The 3660-nt window shown below is 71.4% G+C and carries 3 protein-coding genes; 2 read left to right on the forward strand and 1 reads right to left on the reverse strand.

Annotated elements, in window-relative coordinates:
• Both HUU96_RS13125 and HUU96_RS13130 read left to right on the forward strand, forming a co-directional pair.
• Positions 1-2272, forward strand: a 2272-nt coding sequence (locus HUU96_RS13125) for a S8 family peptidase (protein WP_254605221.1), incomplete at its 5' end; no start/stop codon positions are given.
• A gap of 35 nt (positions 2273-2307) precedes the next feature.
• The gene (locus HUU96_RS13130) at positions 2308-3321 is read left to right on the forward strand and encodes an LLM class flavin-dependent oxidoreductase (RefSeq protein WP_174293209.1); all 1014 of its coding nucleotides are present in this window, start codon (positions 2308-2310) and stop codon (positions 3319-3321) included.
• Positions 3322-3336: 15 nt separating this feature from the next.
• Here the strand turns inward: HUU96_RS13130 and HUU96_RS13135 are convergent.
• Positions 3337-3660: DUF3597 domain-containing protein (locus tag HUU96_RS13135; protein WP_174293210.1), on the reverse strand; the 324-nt coding region annotated here is incomplete at its 5' end.

The raw sequence follows: 3660 nt of genomic DNA on the forward strand, positions 1-3660 counted from the left end.
CGGCGTCAACAGCACGCCGGTGCCGGTCGCGACCGCCACGCCGACGCCGACCGCCACGCCGACCCCCACGCCGACGCCGACACCGGTCACGACGCCGACGCCGGGCATCGTCTATGACACCGCCGAGTACCGTGCGACGGTGGGCGCGGTGTCGATGAACTCGCTCGCCGCCTATAACGCCGGCGCAACCGGGGCGGGCGTGACGGTCGGCGTCATCGACAGCGGCGTCGATCTGGCCAGCACCCAGTTCGCCGGCCGCCTCTCCGCCGCATCGCAGAACGTCGCCGGTGGCACCGGCATCCAGGACCAGTCCGGCCATGGCACCGCCGTCGCCTTCACCGCCGCCGGCGCGATGAACGGCACCGGCAGCGAGGGCGTGGCGTTTAACGCGACGCTGCTGGTGCTGCGCGCCGACACGCCGGGCAGCTGCACCGCCAGCGGCGGCAGCGACAGCGGCTGCTCGTTCAACGACGACAACATCGCCAAGGGACTGGACGTCGCCCGAACCAACGGCGCGCGGGTGGTGAACATCTCGCTGGGCGGCACCGCCTATGCCTCGACCGCGCTGGTCGCCGCGATCGATCGGGCGACGGCAGCGGGGATCGTCGTGGTGGTCGCCGCCGGCAACAGCGGTGCCACCGCCACCGGGGCCAACCCGGAGAACTCCGCCGAGTTCGCCAACAACGACGCGGTGGCGCGCAACCTGGTGATCGTCGCCGGCTCGGTCGGGGCCAACGCCAATCGCACCGCCGGGGCCGACGCCATCTCGACCACCAGCAACCGCGCCGGCGACACCGCCAACCATTTCCTGACGGCAGTGGGCGAGAGGGTGATCGCGCCGGGATTGGCCAATACCAGCTATTACTGGTCCGGAACCTCGTTTGCGACGCCGCAGATCGTCGGCGCGGTGGCGCTGCTCGCGCAGGCATTCCCCAACCTCACCGGCGCGCAGATCGTCAGCCTGCTCTACGCGACCGCCCGCGACGCCGGCGCGCCCGGCGTCGACCCGGTCTATGGCGAGGGCGTGCTCGACCTGACCAGGGCGTTCCAGCCGCTCGGCACCATGTCGGTGGCGGGCTCGCGGGTGCCGGTGTCGGCGAGCAGCAACGGCGCGCTGTCGGCGGCGATGGGCGATGCCACCACCGGCACGCTGGGCGCGGTGGTGATCGACAGCTACAATCGCGCCTTCGCGGTCAACCTCGCCAGGACGCTGACCCACGCCAGCCCCACGCCGATGCTGACCCCGGCGCTGACCGCGCGCACCCGCAACGTCGCGATGAGTGCCGGCGGCATGATCGCATCGCTGACGCTGACGGCGCGGCCGGACGGCGACGTGATCCTGCAACGCACCGAGCTGACCAGCCGCGACGCCCAGGTCGCGCGGGCGGTGGCCGGCACGGTGACGCAGCGGCTGGGAGCCAGGCTCAGCTTCGGCATCGGCATGGCGCAGGGCTTGCAGGTCGTCACCGCGCAGCTGGTCGGGCAGGCGAGCCCCGCCTTCCTGATCGCGCATGACGACGCGATGGGGTTCGAGAGCGTCGCGCGCTCGTCGAGCGCGATGCGCGGTCAGCTCGGCTCGCTGGGCCTCACCGCCGCGGTCGAGACCGGCGACGTGCTGTCCCGGCGCGAGGAGCTGATCGCCGGGCGCGGCGGGTGGCTGCGGTCCGGTTATGACCGTTCGGCGATCTCACTCGACCGGCATTTCGGGGCGGTATCGGCGTTGCTCACCGGCACCTATCTCAACGAGCGCAACACCGTGCTTGGCGCGCATTTCGACGCGTCGCTGGGCGGCACGCGCGCGACCAGCTGGTTCGGCGACGCGCGCGCGCGTTGGGATGCGGGCGGCGGCTGGTCGCTCGGCGGCTCGATGCGGCAGGGCTGGACGCAGGCGGCGGTGGCGTTCGGCGGTGGCGGCAGCGGCCTCATCCGCACCAATGCCTATGCTGCTGACATCGGCAAGGACGGCGTGTTCGGCCACCGCGACAGCCTGGGGTTGCGGATCGCGCAGCCGCTGCGGGTCGCGCGGGGCGGCGGTGTCGACCTGACGCTGCCGACCGGGTGGGACTATGACAGCGGCACCGTCACCGCCTGGACACAGCAGCGACTCAACCTGTCGCCACAGGGTCGCGAGATCGATGTCGAGGCGCGCTATTCGCGGCGCTGGCTGGGCGGCGACATCCAGACCAACCTGTTCTGGCGGCGCGATCCGGGCAATTTCGCCGCGCTCGCGCCTGATTACGGTGTCGCGCTGCGCTGGGCGGCGGGGTTCTGATTGCAGACGGCGGGCAGCACTACCATCTGATGTCCATGACCCGCTATTCGCTCCTTGATCTCGTCCCCGTCGTTGAAGGCGGCAGCGTCGCGCAGGCGCTCGCCAACGCCGCCGACATCGCCCGCCACGCCGAGGCGGAGGGTTATCACCGCTATTGGACGGCCGAGCATCACGGCATGACCGGCATCGCCAGCGCCGCCACCGCGGTCGTGCTCGGCCATGTCGCCGGGGCGACGCGGACGATCCGCATCGGTGCCGGCGGCATCATGCTGCCCAACCATGCGCCGCTGACGATCGCCGAGCAGTTCGGCACGCTGGACGCGCTCTATCCCGGACGGATCGACCTGGGGCTGGGCCGCGCGCCGGGGTCGGACGGCCGCGTCGCGCAGGCGCTGCGCCGGACGCTGGCGAGCGACGCCAACGACTTCCCGCGCGACGTCATGGAGCTGCAGAGCTATTTCGCCGATGACGGCCGCACCGGCATCGTCGCGACGCCGGGCGCGGGGGCGAGGCCGCAGATGTGGATCCTGGGCTCGAGCCTGTTTGGCGCGCAGCTCGCCGCCGCGCTGGGGCTGCCTTATGCCTTCGCGTCGCACTTCGCACCCGATGCGCTCGACCAGGCGCTGGCGGTGTATCGCCGCGACTTCCGGCCGTCGGCGCAGCTCGACCGTCCCTATGCGATGGCGGGCTTCAACGTCTTTGCGGCTGCCACCGACGCCGAGGGCGAGCTGCTCGCCAGCTCGCAGCAACAGGCGTTCGTGGCGTTGCGCACCGGCAACCCGCGCCAGCTGCCGCCGCCCGTCGCCAATTACCGCAACGTGGTGGGCGTCCAGGGGAGCGCGATCATGGATCATGTGCTGCAATGTTCGGCGGTCGGCAGCCCGGCCACGGTCGCGCGCGGTATCGCAAGCTTCCTTGCGCGCACCAGCGTCGACGAGTTGCTGATCACCAGTTCGATCTACGATCACGCGGCGCGCAAGCGCAGCCTGACGATCGCCGCGCAGGCGATGGCGGATGTTGTGGCACCGGAGACCCGCGCCGCGGCCTGAACCGCGGCAACGGCGTCAACCGTTACGCAGCTTGTCCATCACCGCCTTGTGCAGCCAGATGTTCATCTCCGCCGAGCCATCCTTCGCGCCGGTGTAGCCGAGTTCGGTCGCCAGCTCCTCGCGGTTGGACAGGCTGGAGTCCTGCCCGATCAGCTTCATCAGGTCGACGATCGAAGTCTTCCAGTTGAGGTTGGTCTCGCCCTTCTCCTCGGCGATCTTGGTCAGCGTCGCGTCGACGTCGATCGGCTCGGGTGCAGGGGCGGCAGCCGCCGCGGCCACGGCAGGCGCTGCCGGCTCGACCGGAGCGGCGACGGCCGGGGCTGCCGGTGCCGCTGCAGG

The sequence above is a fragment of the Sphingomonas bacterium genome (assembly GCF_903644135.1).
Classification (GTDB): Bacteria; Pseudomonadota; Alphaproteobacteria; order Sphingomonadales; family Sphingomonadaceae; genus Sphingomonas.